General features: G+C 27.8%; 26 protein-coding genes and 2 pseudogenes. 22 read left to right on the top strand and 6 right to left on the bottom strand.

Annotated features, from left to right (window positions below):
* The first annotated feature begins 565 nt into the window (after positions 1 to 565).
* The 4 genes from KMP12_RS03930 (at position 566) to KMP12_RS07700 (ending at position 3,582) form a co-directional block, all read left to right on the top strand.
* Positions 566 to 1,135 carry a hypothetical protein gene (locus tag KMP12_RS03930; protein ID WP_215756440.1) on the top strand — a complete coding sequence of 190 codons (570 nt, stop codon included), beginning with the start codon at positions 566 to 568 and terminating at the stop codon, positions 1,133 to 1,135.
* A 354-nt stretch (positions 1,136 to 1,489) separates the two neighbouring features.
* On the top strand, positions 1,490 to 2,545 hold the full coding sequence (locus tag KMP12_RS03925) for a membrane lipoprotein lipid attachment site-containing protein (protein WP_215756439.1): 1,056 nt from the start codon (positions 1,490 to 1,492) through the stop codon (positions 2,543 to 2,545).
* A 534-nt stretch (positions 2,546 to 3,079) separates the two neighbouring features.
* Complete coding sequence (locus KMP12_RS07835) at positions 3,080 to 3,262, top strand: ATP-binding cassette domain-containing protein (RefSeq protein WP_215756438.1); 183 nt, start codon at positions 3,080 to 3,082, stop codon at positions 3,260 to 3,262.
* A 197-nt stretch (positions 3,263 to 3,459) separates the two neighbouring features.
* Positions 3,460 to 3,582 carry a hypothetical protein gene (locus tag KMP12_RS07700; protein ID WP_256442619.1) on the top strand — a complete coding sequence of 41 codons (123 nt, stop codon included), beginning with the start codon at positions 3,460 to 3,462 and terminating at the stop codon, positions 3,580 to 3,582.
* 608 nt (positions 3,583 to 4,190) lie between these two features.
* Here the strand turns inward: KMP12_RS07700 and KMP12_RS03915 are convergent.
* Complete coding sequence (locus KMP12_RS03915; RefSeq protein ID WP_215756437.1) at positions 4,191 to 4,922, bottom strand: HAD family hydrolase; 732 nt, start codon at positions 4,920 to 4,922, stop codon at positions 4,191 to 4,193.
* Positions 4,923 to 5,370: 448 nt separating this feature from the next.
* On the opposite strand from KMP12_RS03915, the gene KMP12_RS03910 reads away from it, so the two are divergent.
* The 4 genes from KMP12_RS03910 (at position 5,371) to KMP12_RS07550 (ending at position 6,605) form a co-directional block, all read left to right on the top strand.
* Positions 5,371 to 5,706: a zinc ribbon domain-containing protein YjdM gene (locus tag KMP12_RS03910; protein ID WP_215756436.1), complete on the top strand. Its 336-nt coding sequence runs from the start codon at positions 5,371 to 5,373 to the stop codon at positions 5,704 to 5,706.
* Positions 5,707 to 5,831: 125 nt separating this feature from the next.
* Complete coding sequence (locus KMP12_RS07695; RefSeq protein WP_256442618.1) at positions 5,832 to 5,966, top strand: hypothetical protein; 135 nt, start codon at positions 5,832 to 5,834, stop codon at positions 5,964 to 5,966.
* A 76-nt stretch (positions 5,967 to 6,042) separates the two neighbouring features.
* The gene (locus KMP12_RS07555; RefSeq protein WP_371741381.1) at positions 6,043 to 6,426 is read left to right on the top strand and encodes a pyridoxal-phosphate dependent enzyme; all 384 of its coding nucleotides are present in this window, start codon (positions 6,043 to 6,045) and stop codon (positions 6,424 to 6,426) included.
* Positions 6,427 to 6,467: 41 nt separating this feature from the next.
* The gene (locus KMP12_RS07550) at positions 6,468 to 6,605 is read left to right on the top strand and encodes a hypothetical protein (RefSeq protein WP_252344695.1); all 138 of its coding nucleotides are present in this window, start codon (positions 6,468 to 6,470) and stop codon (positions 6,603 to 6,605) included.
* Between the two features lie 183 nt (positions 6,606 to 6,788).
* On the opposite strand, the gene KMP12_RS03900 is transcribed toward KMP12_RS07550, so the two are convergent.
* A complete protein-coding gene (locus KMP12_RS03900; protein WP_215756435.1) occupies positions 6,789 to 7,787 on the bottom strand; it encodes a lactonase family protein in 999 nt (332 codons plus the stop codon).
* Positions 7,788 to 7,993: 206 nt separating this feature from the next.
* Between KMP12_RS03900 and KMP12_RS03895 the strand changes: the two genes are divergently transcribed.
* The 13 genes and pseudogenes from KMP12_RS03895 to KMP12_RS03840 all read left to right on the top strand — a co-directional run bounded on the left by KMP12_RS03895 (position 7,994) and on the right by KMP12_RS03840 (position 19,202).
* The gene (locus KMP12_RS03895) at positions 7,994 to 8,452 is read left to right on the top strand and encodes a nucleoside deaminase (protein WP_215756434.1); all 459 of its coding nucleotides are present in this window, start codon (positions 7,994 to 7,996) and stop codon (positions 8,450 to 8,452) included.
* A gap of 148 nt (positions 8,453 to 8,600) precedes the next feature.
* Positions 8,601 to 8,792: a hypothetical protein gene (locus tag KMP12_RS03890; protein ID WP_215756433.1), complete on the top strand. Its 192-nt coding sequence runs from the start codon at positions 8,601 to 8,603 to the stop codon at positions 8,790 to 8,792.
* Positions 8,793 to 8,815: 23 nt separating this feature from the next.
* A complete protein-coding gene (locus KMP12_RS03885) occupies positions 8,816 to 9,850 on the top strand; it encodes a competence protein CoiA (RefSeq protein ID WP_215756432.1) in 1,035 nt (344 codons plus the stop codon).
* A 20-nt stretch (positions 9,851 to 9,870) separates the two neighbouring features.
* The gene (locus KMP12_RS03880; RefSeq protein WP_215756431.1) at positions 9,871 to 10,770 is read left to right on the top strand and encodes a DNA-processing protein DprA; all 900 of its coding nucleotides are present in this window, start codon (positions 9,871 to 9,873) and stop codon (positions 10,768 to 10,770) included.
* Between the two features lie 175 nt (positions 10,771 to 10,945).
* Positions 10,946 to 11,728, top strand: a complete 783-nt coding sequence (locus KMP12_RS03875; RefSeq protein WP_215756430.1) for a TatD family hydrolase — start codon at positions 10,946 to 10,948, stop codon at positions 11,726 to 11,728.
* 2 nt (positions 11,729 to 11,730) lie between these two features.
* A pseudogene (locus KMP12_RS07545) lies at positions 11,731 to 12,372 on the top strand (ubiquitin-like domain-containing protein); the annotation flags it as partial.
* Positions 12,373 to 12,459: 87 nt separating this feature from the next.
* A pseudogene (locus tag KMP12_RS07540) lies at positions 12,460 to 12,729 on the top strand (transglycosylase SLT domain-containing protein); the annotation flags it as partial.
* Positions 12,730 to 13,216: 487 nt separating this feature from the next.
* Positions 13,217 to 14,161, top strand: coding sequence for a diacylglycerol/lipid kinase family protein (locus KMP12_RS03865; protein ID WP_215756428.1), 945 nt, complete (start codon positions 13,217 to 13,219; stop codon positions 14,159 to 14,161).
* 5 nt (positions 14,162 to 14,166) lie between these two features.
* Positions 14,167 to 14,886: an HAD family hydrolase gene (locus KMP12_RS03860; RefSeq protein WP_215756427.1), complete on the top strand. Its 720-nt coding sequence runs from the start codon at positions 14,167 to 14,169 to the stop codon at positions 14,884 to 14,886.
* Positions 14,887 to 14,971: 85 nt separating this feature from the next.
* On the top strand, positions 14,972 to 16,282 hold the full coding sequence (gene murC, locus KMP12_RS03855; protein WP_215756426.1) for a UDP-N-acetylmuramate--L-alanine ligase: 1,311 nt from the start codon (positions 14,972 to 14,974) through the stop codon (positions 16,280 to 16,282).
* A gap of 31 nt (positions 16,283 to 16,313) precedes the next feature.
* Positions 16,314 to 16,811 carry a DUF948 domain-containing protein gene (locus KMP12_RS03850; RefSeq protein ID WP_215756425.1) on the top strand — a complete coding sequence of 166 codons (498 nt, stop codon included), beginning with the start codon at positions 16,314 to 16,316 and terminating at the stop codon, positions 16,809 to 16,811.
* A 216-nt stretch (positions 16,812 to 17,027) separates the two neighbouring features.
* Positions 17,028 to 18,233 (top strand): sodium/glutamate symporter, encoded by a 1,206-nt coding sequence (gene gltS / locus KMP12_RS03845; RefSeq protein WP_215756424.1) that lies wholly within the window; start codon positions 17,028 to 17,030, stop codon positions 18,231 to 18,233.
* A 99-nt stretch (positions 18,234 to 18,332) separates the two neighbouring features.
* Entirely contained in the window at positions 18,333 to 19,202 is an 870-nt protein-coding gene (locus tag KMP12_RS03840; RefSeq protein WP_215756423.1) for a hypothetical protein, read from the top strand.
* Positions 19,203 to 19,226: 24 nt separating this feature from the next.
* Here the strand turns inward: KMP12_RS03840 and KMP12_RS03835 are convergent, their stop codons facing one another.
* The 4 genes from KMP12_RS03835 to KMP12_RS03820 form a co-directional block, all read right to left on the bottom strand.
* Entirely contained in the window at positions 19,227 to 20,066 is an 840-nt protein-coding gene (locus KMP12_RS03835; RefSeq protein WP_215756422.1) for a metal ABC transporter permease, read from the bottom strand.
* Entirely contained in the window at positions 20,060 to 20,920 is an 861-nt protein-coding gene (locus KMP12_RS03830) for a metal ABC transporter permease (RefSeq protein ID WP_215756421.1), read from the bottom strand. The genes KMP12_RS03835 and KMP12_RS03830 overlap by 7 nt, the downstream gene beginning before the upstream one ends.
* Before the next feature lies 1 nt (position 20,921).
* Complete coding sequence (locus KMP12_RS03825) at positions 20,922 to 21,683, bottom strand: metal ABC transporter ATP-binding protein (RefSeq protein ID WP_215756420.1); 762 nt, start codon at positions 21,681 to 21,683, stop codon at positions 20,922 to 20,924.
* Between the two features lie 82 nt (positions 21,684 to 21,765).
* Complete coding sequence (locus tag KMP12_RS03820; RefSeq protein WP_215756419.1) at positions 21,766 to 22,695, bottom strand: metal ABC transporter solute-binding protein, Zn/Mn family; 930 nt, start codon at positions 22,693 to 22,695, stop codon at positions 21,766 to 21,768.
* 150 nt (positions 22,696 to 22,845) lie between these two features.
* Here KMP12_RS03820 and KMP12_RS03815 point away from each other — a divergent pair, with 150 nt between their 5' ends.
* On the top strand, positions 22,846 to 23,496 hold the full coding sequence (locus KMP12_RS03815; RefSeq protein WP_215756418.1) for a metal-dependent transcriptional regulator: 651 nt from the start codon (positions 22,846 to 22,848) through the stop codon (positions 23,494 to 23,496).
* The last annotated feature ends 88 nt before the right edge of the window (positions 23,497 to 23,584 follow it).

Here is a 23,584-nt window from a genome sequence, read left to right as displayed (position 1 = left end):
TATTGAAAAGACTTATAAAATAATATTAATTTTGATATTATTAGTAATAGTAATGTCAACTATATTTCTTATAACTTCATACGTATATCAATTAATGAATATTGGATATATTTTTAGTGATAAAATATTTGAAAGATTTCTATTAATAATATTATTAATTAATGGAATAATTATATTAACACTAATATTAATTACATATAAACAAAATAGAAAATATTAATAAACAAACCTAGTTTCTTAATATTTTATAAAATTATAATTATGTTTATTCATAAAGGAGATTAGATTTATGAAAAAAATATCTTATTTAATTAATTATAATGGGATGAATAATTAAAAAATATTGCAGACACTACTTCACTCACAGTATTGTACATATATTAAATTTTGTATGAATATTTTATTAAAACTCTAAAATTTTTAAAACCCTAATTCACTAATTATATCAAATATTTTGGAGAAATACAAGTCTTGTTTTTTTTCTTTTCTATTTATTATAATTGGGGTGTGAATAAAAGTATATACTTTAAAACAATTAATATATTCATAAAAGTAGGAAAATATTATGAATACAAAAATAAAAATAGCAAGTGCCGTAATTTCGGCTAGTTTATTAGTTAGCCCAATTTCTACTTTAGTTAGCGGTTATGATAATGTAGCTAAGGCTAAAGATAAGACTTTTAATGAGAATACAATTAATAACGAAAATAACTCTTTTGAAATAGAAATTAACTTCTCTGAAATAGACATAGAAAGAGAACTTTATAATGCACAGATAAGATTAAATAAAAACTTAATATCTCAAGAAGAATATAATTTAATTGAAATGATACTAAAACCAGAAATAAAAATAAATCCTTATTTAAGGAGTGCATATTATCCAGAAACTAAAATTGGGTATATCAATTACTGGGGTGTAAAACATATGTACGAGAAAGGATTACGTTATGGAAAGCTAGCTGAAACTTTATCTTCTATTGCATTTGGGTTGATTCCTGGTGTAGGTTGGGGACTTTCAGCAATTTCAATAGCTGCTACTTATGGGGGATATAATTACTTAGAAAAAGTAGTTCAACAGGCATATTGGCAAGGAAAAGGAATAGATATATATATTATCAAATACACACAAGTATAATGAGTTTAAACAAAATAAGATTAGAGGTTATTTGATGTGAACAAAATAATAAATAAATATGATATAGTAATGTTTCTTATTCTTACCAGTATATCTTCAATAATATTAAAAAATAAATATGGAGTTTCTATAATTACGTTAATTATTTCTTGGACAGTATTACTTATATTTATGCTTATAGGTAGGTTTTTAATTATAAAAAATAAAAAATAAAAAATAAAAAATAAAAAATTACTAAAATATTTAAAAATAAGTAGACAGTAGAGAATACAATATTTTTTAATATTATTATTATTATTTTTATTATACCTGTATTGTATAATTATTTTATTATTCATAAAGGAGGTTAGATTTATGAAAAAAATATTTTATTTAATAATAACACTTGTATTAATTCTAACGGGATGTTCCAATTTTAAAAATAATGAAAAAAAATATCAATATGATATAGGGATTGTCGATAAAAACAAAATACTTTTATTTGAAGAAAAAAATAATGAATTAAATTTAGTAGACACTAAAGAGAGGTCTGGTAAGTATGGGTTCTTAAATTATGATTATATAGATTTGGATAAAAACCTGCTTATAAAAACTACAGTTATAGGAAAGCATGCTCTTTTGGCAAATATAGATAAGGATACTTTAGATATTAACTTAAAAAATGATAGTAGCGAACCCTATACATTTACTCACTACAAGGATAAAATCTATGCAACAGATGTTTTTACGGATAGATTTAACATTTATGAATACGATATGTCCTTTAAAGAATTGAGAAAAAAAGAAATAAAAAGAAGTGGTATCAATGTTACTAATGACATCATAGTAAAAGATGATATTATCTACTTGTTAATAGGTAATGTAGTAGAGAAACAAAATAAAAATATATTATTAAAACTAAATATGGATTTTGAAGTGCAGGAAGAAATAGATTTGAATTATGAAAATGGTGCTTATATGAGAATGGTTATGGATGATAATTATATCTATCTTAGTCAAAATTCTGCCGGCTTAACAGAAAGTAGAGAGCCGAGAGGTAGTAATAAAATACTAAAATTAAATTTAAAAAATAATAAGCAAGAATTTATAACTTTAGACTATAACTACCCCTTATATATGCATCAAGATGAAAAAAATTTAATAATAGAACATTACAATTTATATGTTCCCAGCCATGTTTTCACCATATACAATAAAAGAAGTGGCAAAAAAACCATCATAAACTTCCCAAATGAAAAACCTGGAGATGGAAACAGTCCATATTTTGCTCAAGATAAAAATAATTTTTACTTTTTATTTGAAAAAACAATATATAAATATAACAAAGAAACTTTTGCTGAACAAATATATGATTTATCTAAATTTAATGTAGAAAAAGCAAATGTGATGATTAAAAAAGACGACAAATAGTCGTCTTTTTTCTAAATAAATTCTTTTCTTATGAAGAAATTTTAAAAAATAATTTATTGCTAGTTAAATTTTATTTTAAAAATAATATTTTTGTTTTTAAATTTTTGATTGGTTAAATATTTTTCAAATAAAACTTTCAACTAGAAAAAACATTTTTATAATTTAAATTTATATTTATCTAAATTCCTTTGGTAAGGGTTTATTGAAAAGAGAAATTTATTATGTTTAATGAAAGTAAGAGATTGTAATTATATAGTAAATTTTAGGAGATAAGATAAATGAAATTACATAAAATTCTTTCGATGATAGTATTGTCAGCAATATTTTTAACTGCTTGTTCATCAAGTGGCAACCACCACAATTAGTCAGATTCTTTATGTGAATATAATCATTCTGCAAGTACAGAGCATTCTTTTAAAAAGATGTCAGGGAAAAAGAAAATATGTTGTTGTTTATACTAGGTCGATGGGATAATATTATTTTAGATAATATCAGTTATACTTTTGAAAAAGGGAAAAATACGCATTTCTTGCTTTGTTAGGTTCTGGCAAGTCAACGCTCTTAAAATTATTATTAAGAATTAATATTTCTAATGATGATAGTGTAAAAATTAATGGGATAGATATAAACTTAATAGATGATATGAAATTAATTAATAAATTTTCCTGCATAGACCAAAACGTTTTTGTTTTAAGTAAAGTATATTTAATAATATAAGTCTACATAATAATAAGTATTCCAAAGAAGAAATAATTAAATTAATGAAAATACTAGGACTGTATCATTTTATTGCCGAAATCGATAATGAAAATTTTATAAAAGAAAATGGAAGTAATCTTTCTTTAGGGTAAAAACAAAGAATATCAAGAGCAAGGCTTCTTATAAGAGCTTGCCAGCCAATATTAGCGGATGAAATGTTTCCTAGTTTAGATAATAATAATGCTTTAAATATTGAGAACTACTTATTAGAGTATGAAAACTTAACCCTTACCTCTATAACTCATAAAATAATGGCAGAAAGTCTAAGAAAATATTAGAAATATTAGTTTTAAAAGATGGCAAAATAATAGAGTGTGGTTCTTTTGAATATTTACTTAATCAAAAACCTCACTTTAAAAAATTATACACAGTGGAAAATATATAAAATTTTCTTAACAAAAAAGATGACTAACAAGTCATCTTTTTATTTTAGCAAGATTATATTTATTAGTGCTAAATTGCAGAAAATATTGCGATACTAGATGCAAACCAATTTGGTAGGTAAATAAACTATACTTTGATAATTAAACACTTTCTATGTTTATTTTTAGCACAATTAAATTTTATTTAAAATCTTTTATTAAGATTTTAGTATGAATTTTTACTTATAGACTTTGTTTATTTTCTTTTACAAGCTAGAAGTAAATTAATTTATTCTCTTCTAGTATTTAATTAACAATAAATTAAACTAATCGATATTTTAAAAGTTTTAAATACTATTTCACTAAAGCTAGAATAATTTCTAATTATTTTTTCTAGCAGATAGTATTTCAATTTTCAACTAACTTTTTCAGAATATTAACTGAAAAAATAGAAAAATAATTTTTATTTTTATTTGAATATAATTTTATATTTGATATTAAAATTTAATGAAAGCAGAAAAATTTTATATTTCTAGTGTTTTGACAGTATCTTTTAGTGAGTAGATAACATCTTTTCTTTCTATTATAATATCAATTTTTTGGGAAAGATTTTTATTATTTTTAATATTTGTTAAGAGTTCGCTACTCGGATTTATTGCCACAGGATTTCCAACCCGGCTAAGCATTTCATAATCTCCGTTAGTATCGCCATAAGCGTAGGAATTTTCTAAGTCTATTTCATAGGTCGCTATAAGTTCATCAATCATATTATTTTTACTCTGCGAATCCCACATAGGAATTACCTTACCAGTAAAGATATTGTCTTTTATAATATAGCCGCTACCAACGCTTAAAAAAACTTCGTGTTTTTCTCCCATTTTTTCGACCAAAAAGTCTGGACTACCCGAGATGAAAAATACTAAATGCCCTTGTTCTTTGTGTTTTTTAATAATATTTCTTGTATACTTATAAACCCTATCAGCCTTTAATTTTATCACCTGCTCGGCAACAAAATCTAAGGTGCTTTTTTCAAGGCCAGTTATTGCCTGAACATATTTATTAGATAGTTCAAACAAATAACCGTCGTAGTCATCTTCCCTATTGTCCCAAGCCTGATACAAGTGGCGAATGTCGTTTACCCAAATTTTATTGTCCAATATTTCATATTTAATTAATTTTTTAAAGTGTTCTGTCATCAAGGAATCACGATAAAGAGTTCCATCTATATCAAAAAAAGCTGCTATTTTCTTTGCCATGGTTACCTCCTTTTAAATTTTTCTTATCTTATCACATATATTTAAAATAAGCAAATAAAGAAAGCTACTATTATTTAGTAAATAGGGATTTGTAATAAAATAATTTTTTGCAATTAAAATTTCTTAGACAAGATATTACATCTTGAGATTTTTAAAAACTTTAGCAAGGTAAAAAATAGTTTATAAATAGAGAAATATGTAAATTTAATTTGTATTTTAATAAAGTAAAAAAATTGTTCAAAAGTATAAATTCAAAAATCATAAATTTAAAATAATTTTAAGTCTTTTTTGTTTTTGTTTATATATTTTTACTAATAACTAATTTATTTCAGCAAAACTTTAAATATGCTCAAAGGAAAAGAAAAAATTTAACAAGTAAAAATGTTATATATGCTAAAATATAAATATTTATGTTAAAATAATTTTATAAAATTAATAGGAGGTTATTATGACAATTTTACCAAATTGTCCAGAATGTAAATCAGAATATACTTATGAGGATGGGGCTTTATTTGTCTGTCCTATGTGTACTTATGAATGGACTGCAAATGATATAAAAGAAGACGAAGAAAAAGTTTATAGAGATTCTAAGGGAAATATCTTGCAAAACGGAGATACAGTAACAGTAATAAAAGATTTGAAAGTAAAGGGAGCCTCATCAGTTTTAAAACAAGGAACACGAGTAAAAAACATTCGTTTAGTGGAGGGCGACCACGATATAGACTGTAAAATTGATGGTTTTGGAGCTATGAAATTAAAATCAGAATTTGTTAAGAAGATATAGAATATAAATAAAAAACATGAGAAATATTATTAATAATATAAAAAATTTTTTAAATATACTATACAAAAAATCAAATAAAAGTAGTGATAATAAAATAATAAATTATCCTAAAATATATATATATAATGAATAAACAAACAGATTTAGACTATATAGAGAAACTTATTTTTGATTTAAATAAGGAAAATTTTGGTATAAATTCAGATGATTTTGAATTTTTACTTGATGAAAATTTTAGCTCTAAAGAAAATCTTTTTTAGGATATAAGGCTATATTAGTAATTACAGAATCTATGAGTCTTGAAGGTCGTACACTTATTAAGCTCTATTGAACTAAATTAATTCTAACTCCAAAAAATTAGGTATTAAGGCTTCTATTGAAAAAGCAAAAGAACTAACAGAAAAATACGAAAATGCAATTATTTTAAGTCAATTTGATAATCCTGCAAATCCAAATTATCACTATAAAACAACTGCAAAAGAAATTTTAGAACAAGTACCTAATGTTGATATTTTTGTTGCTGGAGTTGGTACTGGTGGAACATTTACAGGGGTAACTAAGTTTCTAAAAGAATCTAAAAAAGATTTATTAGCAGTAGCACTTGAGCCAGCAGAATCACCAGCAATTTCTAAAGGTGAAGCTGGAGTACACAGAATTCAAGGTATAGGCAGAGGTTTTGTTCCTGGTAATTTCAACAGAGAATTAATGATGAAATTTTAACAAGAACAAGTGAAGAAGCTATTGAAGAAGCTAAAAACTTTATGCTGACAAGAGGCATTGGTCTAGGTATTTCATCAGGAGTCGTAATATTAGGAGCTAAGCGTGCAGACGCTAAGTACCCAGAAAAAACAATAGCTAATTTTACCAGACGGAGCAGAAAAATATTTCTCAATGTATGAATTTGAGGATTTAAAATATATTAACTAATTAGGTAATATAACTATTGGAGAAAATAGTAAAATATCTACTAATCTTGTTGTAAAAAAGACGTTCCTAAAAATTCAGTAGTATATGACCACAGATCAATAGTAAAATTACAAAATGAAAATTAAAAAACTGGTTAATGGATTTAAATCCACTCATCAGTTTTTATTTACTATATTAACAACTTCTGGAGCAAAAATATTTTTTTCAATACACTTAAGTCTGCCGTCTTCATTTCTTTCAAATAAGGTTAGATTATCAGATTCTTGATGTCCTACAAGTAAAAATTTATCATCTGAAGATAAATTAAAATCTCTAGGCACACTACCCAAGGTATCAATAGTTTGAATATGATTTAATAAGCCATCATCTTCAATTTTAAATGCTAGTAAAACATCTTTTCCTCGGTTGCTAGCATATAAATTTTTTCCGTCCTTAGTAATGCGTATAGCTGCTGCCCATTTTTTTTCATCATTTTCTACTAGGGCGATACCATCCTTTTTAGTAAAACTTCCATTAATTTTATCAAAATTTAATATTTCTATGCTGGCATTTAGTTCACATATCAAGTAGGCTATATCTTTTTGAGGATGAAATACTAGGTGTCTAGCCCCGCTTTTTTCTGTTGCCTTGTAGGTTGCGACCTTAAGTAATTTTTTATTTTCTATTTTATATGTTATTAGGCTGTCAGTTCCCAAATCGCAAGCTACAATAAATTTTTTATCAGAACTAAAATTGCTGTAATGTATGTGGGATTTTTCTTGAGAACCTAATGAACTTTTGCCTTCATGAATTATTTTATCAAGTAAAATTATTTTGTCCTTATTAATTTCATACAAGATAAGACTAGCTGTATGGTAATTAGCTGTTAGTAAAAAATTATTTTTTTCATCATAGGCTATGTAGCAAGGACCAGAATTTTCTGAATGATGGTCGGCTATTTTTTTACCATTTTTAAAATATGTAAGTCCTCCTAAAGATTCTTTAGTAGAAACGGTAAAAATATTTTCTTTGCTAGTTACTAAATATGTAGGATTATTTACTGAATATTCTAGTTTCAAATCAAATAATTTTTTATTTACTTTATCAAGTTTTATAGAATAAATTCCTTGACTAATTCTTTTGGTATAAGTTCCTAAATAAAATTTTTCAATCATTAGCTACCTCTAAAATTTATTTTATCTAATTATATAATATTCTAGCTTATAATTCTAATTTTATATTTAAAGTATTTTTAAAATTTAATAATTATTTTAGCTTGAAATTATATTCTAAAATTTTAAAAGAAGCCTTGGATCTTAGCTTGATAACTTTTTTTTATTTTGATACAATTTAATTAAAAGTATAGTAAGGATAAGTGTAAATGACAAATCATGATTACTTTATGAGCATTGCTTTAGAAGAAGCTAGACTTGCCTACCAGAAAGGAGAAGTTCCTATTGGTGCTGTCTTAGTTGTCGATAATAAAATTATTGCTAAGGCACACAATACCAGAGAAACAAGCCAGCAAGCCCTAAATCATGCAGAAATTTTGGTGATAAATGAGGCTTGTAAGAAAATAGGATTTTGGCGACTTGATAATAGTTTTTTATATTCTACTGTTGAACCCTGCGTTATGTGTAGTGGAGCTATAATTCAAGCTAGGGTAGAAAATGTTATTTACGGCACAAAAGACCCCAAAAATGGTTGTTGTGGTAGTATAATAAACTTGGTAGAAAGTAATCTTTTTAATCATAGGGCTAAGATAATTGGCGGTGTCATGGAAGAAGAATGTAGTTATATTGTAAAAAAATTTTTTAAAGAGCTTAGGGAAAGAAAATAAAATTTAAGATAAAAATAGAAAATGTAGTAAAAAATTTAATAGTCAATTAATTTATTCTTGTCATAAGTGTAAGGCTAACTCATATATAAAGGAAAAAAGTTTAGTTTTTATAAACAAGCACAGTTAGGGTTTTTCAACAAAGGCTTATATGCATCTAATAGCTAATTATAAACCTACTAAGTATAGCGAAGAACTATTTAAGCCTAGGGAAATAATATTTAATGCTACTTTTTATAATCATATAACATTTTCTAAGGAAATAAGGGCTGAAGATATCGAAAAATTAAAAAATATAAGTATTGAATTAGAGATGATTGTCGCCAAGGTTAAGAAAGGATAAGTTTTATAAGGAAGTGAGTAGGTATGTATATTGTATATGATAAAAATAATAAAATTTGTAATGCAATAGATGAGGAGATAAATAGAAGGGATAAGTATTATTGTCCCCTGTGCAAGAGTGAAGTTATTTTTAAAAAGGGAAGCAAAATCCAATCACATTTTGCTCATGTAAAAAATAGTGAGTGTAGTTTTGAAAATTATAAAAAAGAGAGTAAGGAACATTTAGAGGTAAAGAAAAAGTTATATCAACACTTTAAAAATAAATATAAAAATGTCCAAGTTGAATATATTTTTAAAACAAATGATAGTTTACAGATTGCAGATCTTTATTTAGCCGATAAAAATATTGCTCTTGAATACCAGCGTTCTATCATACCCTATACTTTATTGGCAGATAGGACAAGGGGATATTTAGATGCAGGAATAAAATTAATTTGGCTAATAGATGTTAATAAATTTGTTAAAGAGATTAAAAGAAATAATGATATAGTGTATATAAAGTATTCACCTTTTGTAGATAATTTTTTAAACTATCACAAGGGGGCTATTTTTTTCTATGGTTTTGATAGGAATAGGGATGAAATTTTATTCTATCAACTTTGGGCTAGCAGTTTAAAAAAACATAATGCGATTTGTAAAATTAGTAGTTGTAAATTATCTAATTTTGATTTGCCCCTAAATTTTACTTTTTCTAGCAAAAATTTAACAACAAAATTTTATCCGACCGATATAGAAAATTATGTTTATAGGCAATTAAAATTTGATAAAACTGTAAAAAACAAACTTTTAAGTTTATTCTACAATCAAAGAATTGCCCTTAATAAGATACCAAAAATTATTGGTCTTAATCTAAACGAGCAACTATTATTAAGAAGCCCCTTAATCATGTGGCAGGGACAAATGTTTAAACTTTATAAGCAGGGAAAATCATATCAAGAAATTTTAAAATACATGCTCAACTATATTACTTTTATTGATACTATATATATTAATGATTATGAAAAGTTAAAGATACTAAAAAAAATAATAGACTGGTATTACACAAAATTACAAAATTAATTTAAGAGGAGGGAAAAAATATGGATAGGGAAGAAATCTTGCAAAAGAAATTAACAGATGAAGAAAAAAAGATAATCTTATCACTAATAGCCATTGAAAATATAACAACATTAAGGATACACAAGGCACTAAAAAATGTAAAAAAAATTGAAGATATGGCTAGCCTAGACTTAAAAACTTTTACATCTTATTTTGGCAAGTCTTGTGAAGAGGCTTATGATAAATTTCAGTATAATTTAAGTTTTAACTATGAAAAATATTTTAATTTTTACGGAACTGAATATATTTTTTATGACACTGAATACTATCCGAAAGAATTATTTAGATTATATGATTTTCCTTTTGTAATTTTTTATAGGGGCAATAAAGACTTGCTCCTGTTCAAAAGAAAAATTTCCATAGTGGGGACAAGAAATAATACAAAATATTCTGAGAATGCCCTTGATGTGATTGTGCCTTTTTTGGTTGATAATAATTTTGTTGTGGCAAGTGGTCTTGCAAGTGGAGTAGATAGCATAGCCCATACAAAAACCATAAGAAGCAGGGGCTATACAATAGGGGTAATAGCTCACGGTCATAATACAATTTACCCTGAAAGTAATAATAAATTGTATGAAATAATGAGAAGAAAACATTTGATTATATCGGAATATTTTCCTACTGCCAAAATTAGAAAATACAGATTTTTAGAACGTAACAGAATAGTTGCAGCCCTAGGTTGTGGTTTAATAGTTACAGAAGCGGGTATAAAAAGTGGAACTTCTAGGACAATAGATTTTGCTCTTGATATAGGTAATGCAGTATTTTGTCTGCCTGGTAGATTTGGAGATAAGATGAGCTTAGCCTTGAATGAACATATTAGAAGCGGAGCAATTATGTTAAATCAGTTGAAGGATATAAAAGATGAATTTAATCTTTAAGCAAGTATATTAAAAGTTATAACTTAATAGAAATAAAAAATCTAGTTTGATATTTTAATCGACTAGATTTTTTATTGAAATTAATTTTTGTAAAGAATTTGTAACATAAAAGTAATAATCATTATATTTAATTGTAATTTTTATTTGTTACAATGTAATAGGTAAGGAGTAGCTTATGTTATTTGATACACATGCTCATCTTAATGATGATGCTTTTAAAAATGATTTAGAAAAAACAGTTAATAGGGCAAGAGAGGCTGGAGTTAAACTGATAAATATTGTCGGTTTTGACGATAAGAGTATAAAACGTGCCTTAGAAATTGTTGAACTTTATGATGAAATGTATTTGACTGTGGGTTGGCATCCAGTAGAAGCCATAGACTTTACAGAAGAAAAATACAATATGATAAAAGATTTAGCCTTAAATCATAAAAAAGTAATAGCTATTGGTGAAATAGGTTTGGATTATTACTGGGATAAAAGTCCCAAAGAAATTCAAAAAGAAGTATTTAGAAAACAGATAAAATTAGCAAAAGAAGTTAAAAAACCAATAGTAATTCATTGTCGAGATGCCATGGCAGACACATTAAAAATATTACAAGAAGAAAATGCTAAAGAAGTCGGAGGAATAATGCATTGTTTCTCTGGTTCTGTTGAAAGTATGAAGATAGCATTAAAAGAAAATTTCCATATATCATTGGCTGGTCCGGTAACATATAAAAATGCAAAAACTCCGAAAGAAATAGCAAGATTGTGTCCATCAGATAGGTTATTACTAGAAACAGATTGCCCCTATTTAACACCAAGTCCATACAGGGGAAAAAGAAATGAATCTTCTTACGTTAAATATGTTGCACAAGAAATTGCTGACTTGCGAGAAATGTCTTACGAAAAGTTGGCAAGCCTAACCTATAATAATGCTTGTAATTTATTTAAAATAAAAAATAAAGAGAGGTAACAATGTCAAAATTTAAAAAAGTAATAGCTTCTATTTCTGTTATTACTGTATTATTCTCTGGAGCTTATATAACTAATGATGACTATAGAAAAGTTGCTTTAGCCATACATGCAGATGATTCGGTAATTGAGGTTAAAGTTAAAAAAGGAACTGTTAGGGAAATACTAGAAAGTCAAGGAATAAAACTAAATCCTACTGACAGGGTAGAACCGTCTTTAGATTCAAAAGTTAGTAACAATGACGTTATAAAAATATTTAAGGCTAAAGATATTCTTATACAGGATGCAGACAAAACAGAAGTCAGAAAAACTACTTATACAAAAGTAGAGGATATTTTAAAAGAATTAAATATTAGCTTGGGTCAGTATGACATAGTAAGTCCAGAAAAATCATCTGACGTAAAAGCTGTCGATACCATAACTATTACAAGAATAGAAAAAGAAAAAACTACTTCAATAGAAGAAATACCTTATACTAGGAAAGAAGAAAAGAAATCTACACTAAAAGCAGGTGAAAGAAAAGTAGTAACTCAAGGTAAAAATGGAAAAAAAGAAATAATAAGAGAAGTAGTAAAAGAAAATGGACTTGTAGTTTTTGACGATATAGTTTCAGAAAATATAATTACAGAAGCAATAGAAGAAGTTGTCCAAGTTGGTTTATTATCATCTACACAAAATATTTCTAACAATTCTAGTTCAGCACTGCCTGTTCAAAAAACTTCTTATAGCGGTAGAGTTTTATCAAATGGAAATAGGGCTGGAGCAACTGGAGAATATGCAGCTCAACAAATGGCGGCAAAAACTGGAGTTCCAGCAGCAACTTGGGAATATATTATAGCAAGAGAATCAAATGGAGATCCATCAGCCCGCAATCGTTCAGGAGCGTCTGGTCTGTTCCAAACAATGCCTGGCTGGGGGTCAACTGCTACTGTTGAAGATCAAATCAATGCAGCAGTGCGTGCATACAAGGCTCAAGGCTTAAAAGCATGGGGAATGAGATAAGTTATACAAGTAAATTGCTTGTATAACTTTTTTTCTTTTTAATAGCACTGATGAAAAATATTTTAATTTTTTTGTTAAAATAATACCTAGTTATGTCAATGACAACATAAAATAAAATTTCTAGCAAGTTAATTAATATATCTAGTATGAATAAAAATTTATACTAGATATTTTTATTTTTAGAAAATAATATTTAAAATAATTTAAAGAATAAAATTTATAAATTAATTTTGTAAAAGTAAACAATTTTTTTGTAAGATAATAATAAAATTTAGCTGGATAAAAAATTCAAACTAAATTTTTTATTTTTTATAAATTAAACTAAAAATTTTTTATCAAGAACAAGCAAAAATTAATTTTATAAAAATCAAATTTTAAAAAAGTAATTAATACAAAAATTCTATAATACGGAAGAACACAATTAAATTGTTAAAAAATACTTTTCTATGTTAAAATATATATAATTAATTTCTGAAAGGATATAATAATGAATAGTATATCTATACTTGTATATTTAAATGCAGGTGGTGAGCATGGGAAAAGTTCAGTTGCAAGACTGCAAGCTACCTGCAATCAAAGAAATATAGATTTTAAAGTTTATACAACAAAATATCCAAAACATACTAAAATATTAATACAAGAAATTGCCTTGAAAAATAAATATAAAGAAAATCATAGAATAGTTGTTGTCGGTGGAGATGGTACTCTTAATGAGGCTATGTATGGTCTGCATAGTCTTAAAGAAAAAATACCTATATCATATTTTCCATCTGGAACTGGTAATGATTTTGCTAGATCCTTAAAACTTACAGCCGATGCAGAAAAATTTATTGATAATATTTTTAAAGTTGATTTAGAAAATCTTGAATTTATAGAGGTAAGTAATGAACGGGGGCTTGCCTATGTAGCTATGAATGGTATGGGTATAGGTTTTGATGCCCTAATTTCACATCTAACCAACCAAGATAAAAAGAAAAATATTCTTAATAGGGCAAAAATGGGAAAAATGATTTATATTTCTAAGATACTTGCTGCTTTTAGAAATAGAAGTGTTTTTGATGCTGAAATTTCTGTTGATAATAAAGAAGTTTATAAACACAAAAATATTTTATTTGCGTCATTTATGAAAAATCAATATTTTGGTGGTGGAATAAAAATAATTCCTGACGCCCATAAAAATAGTGGTTTGATTTATCTGGCTTTGGCAAAATATATTTCTGCTAAGGATATTTTAAGACTACTACCCCACGTTTTAAAAACTGGAAAACATTTTGAAAAAACTCCAAAATTCACCAAAATTATCGGCAAGGAATTCACTATAAATGTGTCTGGTGAAAATTATTTGCAGGCAGACGGAGAAACAGATAAAATAAAGGATACTAAATTTAATATCAAGCTAGCAACCTATCCATTTTATTTAGTGGAGGAATAGTGCTTATGAAAGAAAATATTAAGGCTGTAATTTTTGATTTGGACAACACCCTGTATGACTTTAGTAAATCCTGGTTAAGAGCAAATAGAGATATGTATAATTATCTAAACTTATCCCCATATGCAAGTTACGAAAAATTTTTTGCAATATTTAAAAAATACAATGAAAATATATTAGCCGATATTTCTCAAGGTAAAACTAGATTAAGACACTTACGATTTTTAAGAATTATGGCAACTATGAAAGAGCTAGGTCTTAATTTTACAGAAGAAGATGCCCAAAAATATTATGAAAAAATGTTTGAATTTATCTTGGCAGATATTAGAGAAGATAAAATTTTAACTAGCAACCTAACTAAATTAAAATCAAAATACAAAATTTTTCTTCTTACTAATGGCATAGCAAGAGAGCAGAGATTAAAATTAGAAAAAATGAAAATTTTAGATATTTTTGATGGTATTTATATCTCTTCTGAAACAATGCTAAATAAACCAAATAGTCAGGCTTTTTTACAAATAATTGAAAATCATAATTTAAGGGTGGAACATACACTCATGGTTGGTGATTCTTTTTATCATGATATTGTTCCAGCTCAAAAATTAGGCTTGCAAACTTTTTTTATAGAAAAAAAGTGGCACCTATCAGATGAAAATTATACTTATGACTACAAGGGCTACAAGACGAATAGAATCAATAATGTATTTTCTAAACTCTTAGCAAATTAGATATTTGCCTAACTCTTGAAAAAAATTCTAATATAGGGTAGAATTAATTTGCTTGTATAAAAGTTACTTTAATTAGGAGGAGAATATGGAAAAATTTCATTTAATAGGAATAAAGGGTTCTGGTATGAGTCCCTTGGCACAAATATTACATGATATGGGATATTACGTTCAAGGCTCAGATATTGAAACCTATTTTTTTACACAAAAAAAACTAGAAGATAGAAATATAAAAATATTAGCCTATTCTGAAAAAAATATTGAAGAAGGACTTACCATAATTTTAGGAAATGCCTTTAATGAAGAACATATAGAATATGTCAGGGCAAAAGAATTAGGACTAACAACCTACACATATAGTGAGTTTTTAGGAAAAATAGCAGATAAAATAAAATCTATCGCAATCACGGGTGCTCACGGTAAAACTACTACAACAACAATGGCAAGCACCATCTTTAAAAATGCAAAAGACATTTCCTACTTAATAGGAGATGGCACAGGGCTGGGTAAAAAAAATTCAGATTTATTTATCTTTGAAGCCTGTGAATACTATCGTCATTTTTTACATTATAGACCTAATCATGCGATAGTAACCAATGTTGATTTTGACCACCCAGATTATTTCAAAGATGAGAGTGATGTTTTAGATGCTTTTCAATCATTTGTAAATCAGGTAAGAGATGCTGTCGTTTACTGTGGTGATGACTTGTTAGCGTCAAAACTAAAATCTTCTTCAGCCCAAATGATTTCTTATGGCTTTAAGGATAGCAACGACTATCAAGTTAGAAATTTAGAAACTTCTGAAGAAGCTAGTAAGTTTGATGTTTATAAGCACGGTGAATTTTTCGGAAAATTTGTTATGCGAGTTTTTGGACTTCATGAAATTAGTAATGCACTTGCTGTTATAGCTATGGCTGATATAAATGGCATTCCACTAGAAAAAATGCAAGAAGCGGCAAAAAATTATAAAAATGCCCAGCGTCGTTTTATTGAATATAAATTTAAAAATAATATCATAGTTGATGACTATGCTCATCACCCAAGAGAAATTGAAGCTACGATAAATACGGCACGCAGAAAATATAAAGATAAAAATGTGGTAGCAATTTTCCAACCCCATACATTTACTAGAACTGAAGCATTTTTAGATGGCTTTGCTCAGAGTTTACGCAAGGCTGATGATGTTTACTTGTATCCAATTTTTGCTTCGGCAAGGGAAACGAGTGGTAATGTAAGCATAGAAGATTTGAGAAAAGTAGTAGATGAGAATGCGAAAGTTATAAGAGGGGAAGAAGATTTTTCTACCCTATCCAAATTAGAAAACTCTGTAATTTTATTTATGGGAGCAGGAGATATTAATAAATATCAACAAAAATTTTTAAAATCATTAGACAATTAATAATAAAATAATAGTTAAAAGGAGAAATATTATGCCGGATATAGATTGGTTAAATATTGCTTATGCAGGTATATTTTTAGCAGGAATAGGAGTTTTAGCGATGGGCTTTAGTGCGGCAAGAACTCTTAGAACACTTAGAAAATCAATAAAGACAACTACCGAATGTGTAGAAGATTTAACAGCCATGGCTGATGATGGAATAAAATTAGCTAAAGATTTGAATGAAACTATTAAAAAAGTAGAAAAAAATATTGAACCTATCATGATAGAAACAAATATACTACTTCAAAACACAAATCTTTTAGCAGAAGATATGCAAGAAAAATCAGAAAAATTAAATCCACTTTTCGACTCGGCAGAAGGATTTGTAAAATCGGTAAATACTTTACAAAATTCTGTAACTAATATGACTAACAATGTTACAAGTTTTAAAAAAGAAACTGATGAAAAAATAACTAATGCAGTAGAAAAAAGCAAAGAGAATGTAGAAAAAGCAAGCGGACTTATAAATAAATTTTTGAAAAAATAAAAAAATTCTAGGGTAATTACTTACCTTAGAATTTTTATTTTTGTTAGGAGTTTTAATAAAAAATAAAATTTTAAAAACAAAGAAAAATCCAAATACAGTATCATTTAAAACGTTATAAAATCTTACACACTCGGTAAATAAATCTTACAAACATTTGCAGAAAAGATATTTCTTAGATAAAATATTATTAAATTATTTTCTGAAAGGAGCAATACTATGATTGAATTGAAAATGAATATGATACAAACAGTAGGATTGGCAGTGATAGTATTATTAGTTGGAAGAATACTGAGAAAGCAGGTTAAATTTTTTGAGAATTACTGCATACCTTCACCAGTAATAGGAGGTTTTTTATTTGCCATTATAAATTTAATTTCCTACAAGGCAGGATTTTTATCCATAAAATTTGATATTACTTTACAAAGTTTTTTTATGACAATTTTCTTTACCAGTGTAGGCTTTAATGCCAGTTGGAAATTATTAAAAATCGGTGGAAAGAAAGTTGCTACTTTTTTAATAGCGTCAATAGGCTTAGTTATTGCTCAAAATATTACGGCGATAGGTGTAGGCAAGTTGCTGGGCTTGAATGCTATTTTATCATTAATGACAGGGTCAACACCTATGACAGGTGGGCATGGTACTTCTGCTGCCATAGCCCCCCTAGCAGAAAATTTAGGTGCTTCTGGAGCTAGTACGGTAGCAATAGCGACGGCAACATTTGGACTGATAGCCGGATCTAGTTTAGGAGGTCCCTTGGCAAATAGGTTAATAAAAAAACATAATATAGCTATCAAGCCAGAAACAACCAAAGAAGAAAAATTAAAAAATGATGAGTTTTTATTTGGTATTAATAATAAAATACTTGATGGAGAAAAATTTACTAAGGCATTTTTTATTATTCTAGTTTCCATGTTTATTGGTAGTTATGTGTCTATCTTTCTAAATAAATTTTTAAACTTTCCTAGTTACATAGGACCCATGCTGGTAGCGGCCCTGCTTAGAAATATAAGCGACCATACTGATAAATTTAACCTGCACTATGAAGAAATAAGAATTTTAGAAGATGTTTCGCTAAATTTATTTTTAGGTATGGCAATGATGACTTTAAAACTTTGGGAACTGACAGGCCTCGCCCTTAGCTTGTCCCTACTTTTAATTGCTCAGGTCTTGCTAGCTTATCTTTATATTTATCACATAACATTTAGACTTATGGGGAAAAACTATGACGCCGTTGTGCTTTCGGCTGGACACATGGGTTTCGGACTAGGTGCAACACCAAACGGAATTGCCAACATGCAAAGTTTTAGTGATAAATACGCTTATTCCAATGTAGCATTTTTTGTTCTGCCCATAGTCGGAGCCTTGTTTATTGATTTCTTCAATATTTCCATAATAAGTTTATTCCTATCTTGGTTGCAATAGATTTAATATTTATAAATTTACTTGCCCTGCTTAGAACTTTACAAGCAAACTTATATTTGCTAAAATCAAATTAATAATATTTGTGGAGGAAGAAAAAATATGGGGAAAATATCAAGAAGAATATTACTAGGAGTCGTTTCAGCCTTGGGAGCTTACTACTACAAAAATCCGAACAAGGCAAAAAATCACAAAGATTTATTGGTAGACAATATTAAGCAAGGGCTTGAAAAAATAAAAAACAAGGATGTAGCAGAAGTAAGCCAAGAAGAGAAAAATGAAGCTAAGGAAAAACTAGATAATTTAATCTCTGCCTTTGATATTAAAGAAGATCTTGTAAGAGAAGATGAGAAAACAGGGCAAGAAGATACAGTAATCGATGGACAAGCAGTAAAAGAACAAGAAATATTAATTCCAGAACAAAAAGAAAATGTTTCGACTGCTGAATTTGTAATATTAAAAGATGGACTAGCAGACCAAGAAGTAGAAAATATCTTTGATGAAGACTTAGTAGAGGGAGCATTAGGACAAGAAAATATTTCAGCACACGAACCACTAGTAAGAAAAGAAATATTAATTCCAGAGCAAGAAAAAAATATTTTAGAAGAAGCAAACCTAGAAGTGCCAGAAGCAAATATTTCTAATGAGCAAGCCCAAGAAATTTCACAAGAAGAAATTTTAAATGAAATAAAAATTAGGGAAGTTGGTGGAAATATCTTAGAAGAAGTTGAAAAAAATAGCCTAAACGAAGAAGCAATTGCTGAAATTAGCCTGCAAGACACGGTAACAAATCTCGATAACTCAGCCCTAAAAAAAGAAAATGAAAATATAGAAATAGCAGAAATAAAAGAAAAAATAATGAAACGTTCAGAAAGAGAAATTCATTTCTCTAACGAAACAGAAGAAGCAAAAGAAAAAACTAAAAATGCACTAGAAACAATAGTTTCTCTATTTTCATCAAAAGAAAAATAAAACCAGAAAATATTTTCTGGTTTTTTATTTATGAAATTTTATTTTAATTTTACTAATATTGATAATCAATAAAAGATTTATTAGAGAAACAAAGCAAGTTATACCTGCAATATTAATATCCATGTAGAGGGCAACAAAAAATCCTATAATGGCATTTACTACACTAATTAAGCCCGATAAGACAAGCATTTTAAAATAATTTTTTGTTAAAAATATGCTGGACATGGCAGGAGCAACAAAAAAACAAATTACGGCAATAGAACCTACCGAATTAAAAGAAATTATACAGGTAGTTGCCACCAAAACAACAGAAATTAATTTTAATACTCTGGTATTTATTCCAAGTAATTTTGCTTGTGTTGGATCGCTAAGATATACTTTTAACTTGTAATAATTCAAACCGATAAAAGAAATATTTAGAATTAATATTATGGCTAATTCTAAAACTGATTTTGCTATGGAAAAACCAAAAATTTCAGTTCTATTCAAAGAAGTAAAAAGAATTTCTCCCATAAGAACAATATCAATATCCAAGTGGGCATTTCTAACAAACATAGTTATTAAAATTACGGCTATGGAAAAAAGTAGGGGAAAAATAATTCCAGTCGCAGAATCATGATTTATTTTTTTAGACGTATTTATCCAATCTATTAATAAAATAGTTAGTAGGGCAAAAAGTGCTGCTCCGATAATTAATAGGGGAGAATTTAAGTCTGGATTAACAAAAAAGGCCAAAACAATTCCTAAAAGAACAGAGTGCGACAGGGCATCTGTTAGCATAGATTCATTCCTTATAACTAGAATAGTTCCCAAAGAAGAACAAGCCAGACTTGTTAAGATTAAGGCAATAAAAACTTCTAACATTTTTTCTTCCTCCCTCCACTAAAAGTTGGTAAAGATTTAAGAGCTAGTGATGTTAAACAAATAATAGACATTATCACAATAATAGCTGGGCCCGTTGACAAACCAGAAATAATTGATGACAGATAAGAACCTGTTAGGGCAGCAAAAGCACTTGACAAAATAGAAATTATCAAAGCCCTAATATATGTTTTAGACCATATTATGCCCGTAACTGCTGGAGCAATCAGAAAAGAAGAAATTAAAATAGCACCGACAACTTTTAAACCGACTGCAATAATACTAATCATCATAAAATTAATTAGATGTTTTAAAAATTTCACAGGCAAACCAGAAAGCTTAGCCAGGCTATAGTCCATAATATAAAGTTTAAAATTATTATAAAATAAAATAAACACGACAATACACATCGAAGCAACAATAGAAATCATAATAATATCATTATATTTTATAAAGGCCGCTTGCCCGAATAAATATTTTTGCAAACCCGCTTGTGCAGATTTTGCTGAGAATGACTGCGTTAAAGTTTTTAAACTTATACCCAAACCAAAAAATGATGATGAAACTAGGGCTAAGGCATTAACTTTTGTATGCTTAGAATGGCTGACGATATATTCTACTGTATAGTAAGACAAGTAGCCAGAAAACATTGCTCCCAGTGTCATTATTACGGGATTAAAAGAATTGAATATAATAAATGCAAAAATTAATCCGGGATAACTAGAATGTGCCAGGGTGTCGCCAACTAAACTTTGACGAGTAAGAACAGATACAGACCCAACCAAAGCCGCAGCAATAGCTAATAAAGACGTACCTATTGCAATAGTTAGGAAAGAATAATCTAACAAAATAGTCATACTAATTCACTTCCTTATCAAAAGTAAATATTTTTGAATCTACTGCAGTATAAGTTTTTTTATAATTTTCTTCATTAAAGGCTTGCTCTACACTCCCCTGAGCTACCACATTTTTATTTATCCAAATAACATAGTCAAAATATTTACTCACACTAGATAAATCATGATGAATAACTATACAAGTTGTATTATTTTCTTGAAATTCTTTAAGACTATTCATAATAATTTCTTCAGTTTTTATATCTACACCAGCAAGGGGTTCGTCCATAATAAAAATATCTGCCTCCTTGGTTAAGGCTCGTGCAATAAATGCCCTTTGAGCCTGCCCACCAGAAAGCTCGCTTATATGCCTATCTTTTAAGTCGCTTATTTTCATTTTTTCCAAAGCAGAAATTGCAATATCCTTGTCTTTTTTACCAGGAATTTTTAAAAAATTTTTTATGTTTGCATATCTTCCCATTAAAACAATATCAAAAACATTTGTAGGAAATTGTGAATTTATTTCGCTACGTTGAGCAATATAGGCTATCCTATCAACAATAGTTTCTTTACTCATCTCCTTGCCGAGTATTTTTAATTTATCATATTTTGCTTTTTCCAGTCCCAGTATAGTTTTTACCAAGGAAGATTTTCCAGCCCCATTAGGTCCTAAAATTGCAATTCTTTTTCCCCTGGGAACTTTTAAAGATAAATTATTTAAAGCCTTGTAGCCATTAGGATATACTAGGTTTAAATTTTCTATTTCTAATACATAATCATCCATAATTTTACCCCTTCTCTAATCTTAGATACAGAAAAAAGGAGTTTCCTCCTTAATTTTCTGTACTATTTTTATTTTAAATCTTCTATTTTAAATTTTCAACAATTAAGTTAATATTATGCTTATACATTTCTATATAAGTATCCCCAGCTTGCCCTTGAGGAGCTAGTGAGTCAGAGAATAACTCTTGTCCTTCGCCCGTAACAACTTTTACATTATGTCCTCTTGCTGCGACAGCCTCTTTTAATTTTTCCATTCTTTCAGGGTTGGTAGTAGATTCTGAGAAGATGGCCTTAATTTTTTTCTCGATTATTAAATTAACTGTTTCTATCATGGCCTTATTATCAACCTCTGATTCGGTAGTAATTCCCTGTGGGGCTTCTACCTTAACATTATATTTTTTGCCAAAGTAAGTAAAGGCATCGTGTGGTGTAATTAAATATCTAGATTCAGCTGGAATTTTATCTAATTCTGTTTTAATCCATTTATCCAATTCATCAAGTTTAGCAAGATAATTTGTCGTATTAGTTTTTACTAAATCTGCTTGGTCTGGAAGTAGTGTGCTTAATTCTTTAGAAGCAGCCTCTACTGCCATTTTGTAAAGGTCAATATCAAACCAGAAGTGAGGGTCAAGAAGCTTAACTCCGTCTTCTTCCATAGTATTGATTTTATCTTTTGGAAAATCTTTACTAACTGCTTGGCCCCTACTTTCTAAAGCCTCAACCATTTTTCCTTCAAAATGTAAACCATGATATAAAACTAAATCAGCATCTTTTATCTTTTTCAAATCGCTAGCCTTAGCAACGTAAAGATGTGGGTCTTCTCCGGCTGGAATAATAGTTTCAATATTAACCTTATCGCCTACTAATTCTTTAGTCATATCTGCCAAGAATGAAGTAGTTACCGTAACAGTTTTTTTGTCAGTTTGTGTATTGTTTGTTGATTTACTAGAACAAGCTGTTAAAGTAAAAACTAAAACTAAGCAGATTGCTATAATTTTTTGTAATTTTTTCATATAATTTACTCCTTATATTTTTTGTTAAGTATGATTAACTACAATATTAAGTATACATAAAAAAAATTTTATGTCAATAGCTTATTTAAAATTTTTAATAATTTGACTAAAAAAAAATAATAAAATATAATAGCACAAAAGGAGATAACTATGACACCTAATAAAGAAGATTATTTAAAATGTATTTATAACATAAGTATCAGCAAGGAAAAAGTTACAAATAAATTAGTTGCAGAAATTATGAACGTATCAAAACCAGCAGTTACTGAAATGTTAAGAAAATTAGTAAATTCTAAGCTAATAGAAAAAGATAATTCTAAAGGCTATACTCTTACAGAAGAAGCCCTGATTTTAGTTTCTAATGTTGTGCGTAAACACAGACTTTTAGAAGTTTTTCTTTTAGAACATTTAGCCTATCCAACAAATAAAGTTCATGAAGAAGCAGAAATATTAGAACATGCCGTATCCGATTTTTTTATTGACAGTTTGGATAAAATGTTAGGCTATCCTAATAAATGTCCTCACGGCAGTATAATTCCCCAAAAAAATATTATTCTTGAAGATGATATAGTCTTATTGTCAGAAGCCTTGCAAGGAAAAATTTATTATGTAAAAAGACTATCTGCAAAAAAAGAAATAACAGATTACTTATTAGGTGAAGGAATTAAATTAGGTTCAAAAATTATTATAAAAGAAAAATCAAGTTTAGGAAAAATTATCAAGTTAGAAGTTGACGAGCTTACCATAAGTCTTAGCGACCATCTAGCTAGCCACATTTTTTTAGCAACAAATAATTTATAATTTATCATTTGTCTTGACAACAAGCCTAAATTATTATAATATTTAAAGATAACAAAAAGTAATAATAGTAATAAAGATTTTATTTTAA

The sequence above is a fragment of the Gemella sp. zg-1178 genome (genome assembly GCF_018790995.1).
GTDB lineage: Bacteria > Bacillota > Bacilli > Staphylococcales > Gemellaceae > Gemelliphila.
Note: the sequence above shows the minus strand (reverse complement) of the source record. Positions and strands in the feature narration are given on the sequence as shown.